The 1,952-nt window shown below is 42.6% G+C and carries 1 protein-coding gene; it reads left to right on the top strand.

Annotated elements, in window-relative coordinates; genetic code table 11:
- Positions 1–289: 289 nt before the first annotated feature.
- Positions 290–1,816 carry a fumarate hydratase gene (locus ACE01T_RS17555; protein ID WP_092820830.1) on the top strand — a complete coding sequence of 509 codons (1,527 nt, stop codon included), beginning with the start codon at positions 290–292 and terminating at the stop codon, positions 1,814–1,816.
- The last annotated feature ends 136 nt before the right edge of the window (positions 1,817–1,952 follow it).

Consider the following 1,952-nt stretch of genomic DNA (forward strand, 5'->3'; position numbering starts at 1 on the left):
ATGAGATGTAACTCATTGAAATGTGTCATCATATTCGTCGTCAGAAAACAAGTATTATGCCATTATTTCAATGAGTTATCTTTTTTTGTCGTGTACAAAGAATTTCTACCCAGAACAAGGATTACCCTTATCATCTCTATGACAAAAATCACTCAAAAAACGACCATTCATTTGTGCTGAAATTCACCATTAAACTTTCGGCCAAAAAGCATTCAAAATGCCCACAAAACCTGCTTTTTATCTTATAATTTAGCCCGCTAGCTAACAGCCCGCTCAAGAGATATTTGATATGACAACTATTATCAAGCAAGATGACTTGATCACATCGGTAAAAGATGCGCTTCAGTTTATTTCTTACTATCATCCACAAGACTTCATCCAAGCGATGAGCCGTGCCTATGATCGTGAAGAGAACAAAGCCGCAAAAGATGCTATTGCACAAATCTTAATTAACTCCCGTATGTGTGCAGAAGGCCACCGTCCTATCTGTCAAGATACCGGGATTGTGAACGTATTTCTTGAAGTGGGTTTAGACGTTAAATTTGATTTAACCATGAGCCTGGACGATGCAATCAATGAAGGTGTGCGTCAAGGTTACCTGGAAAGCTCTAACGTACTTCGCGCATCAGTTTTAGCTGATCCTGCATTTGGCCGTAAAAACACCAAAGACAACACGCCTGCAGTAATCCATTACAAACTCGTACCGGGCAACAAAGTCGATATTACTGTTGCTGCCAAGGGCGGTGGTTCAGAAAACAAATCTAAACTTGCCATGTTGAACCCATCTGATTCAATCGTGGACTGGGTACTGAAAACTGTTCCAACCATGGGTGCAGGCTGGTGTCCTCCAGGTATGCTCGGTATCGGTATTGGTGGTACTGCGGAAAAAGCCATGATGCTTGCCAAAGAAGCATTGATGGAAGAGATCAACATGGACGAATTACTTCGTCGTGGTCCACAAAGCAAAATGGAAGAACTCCGTATCGAGATCTTCGAAAAAGTAAATGCTTTAGGTATTGGCGCGCAAGGTCTTGGCGGTTTAACGACTGTTCTTGATATTAAAATCAAAGATTACCCATGTCACGCTGCGGGTAAACCGGTCGGTATGATTCCGAACTGTGCTGCAACTCGTCATGCACACTTCCAGTTAGACGGTAGCGGTGTTGCACATATTCAAGCACCTAAACTTGAAGACTATCCGGCTGTAACTTGGGATTCTTCATCTTCTAAACGTGTTGACCTGGACAATATCACACAAGAAGAAATGAACTCTTGGAAACCAGGCGATACTTTATTGCTTAACGGTACAATCTATACTGGTCGTGACGCTGCGCACAAACGTATGGTTGACATGTTGAATAACGGTGAAGAACTTCCTGTAGACCTTAAAGGCAAGTTCATTTATTACGTAGGCCCTGTCGATCCTGTAGGTGATGAAGTGGTTGGTCCTGCTGGTCCGACAACAGCTACACGTATGGACAAATTCACTCGTCAAGTGCTTGAAGCTACTGGCTTGTACGGCATGATTGGTAAAGCGGATCGTGGTCCGGCTGCTGTTGAAGCTATTAAAGACAACAAAGCGACTTACCTGATGGCCGTAGGTGGAGCTGCTTACCTGGTATCTAAAGCTGTTCGTGAAGCTGAAGTTGTCGCTTTTGCCGACTTGGGTATGGAAGCAATCTACAAATTCAAAGTTGAAGATATGCCTGTATCGGTTGCTGTTGATGTCAATGGTACGTCTATTCACGCAACTGCCCCTAAAATCTGGCAAGCAAAAATTGGGAAAATTCCAGTGGTTGACGCTGCTGCAAACTAATTTGCCAAAGCTAAAAAAGCACCCTAAGGGGCACTACTGTCCCATAGTTTGCTTTAAATAAAAAAACCTGAGTCTAAATAGTTAAAATATAAGTGCAAACAAACACTTTAACTATAAAGGACTCAGGTTTTGTCAC

The organism is Acinetobacter uliginosus (assembly GCF_044130295.1).
Classification (GTDB): domain Bacteria; phylum Pseudomonadota; class Gammaproteobacteria; order Pseudomonadales; family Moraxellaceae; genus Acinetobacter.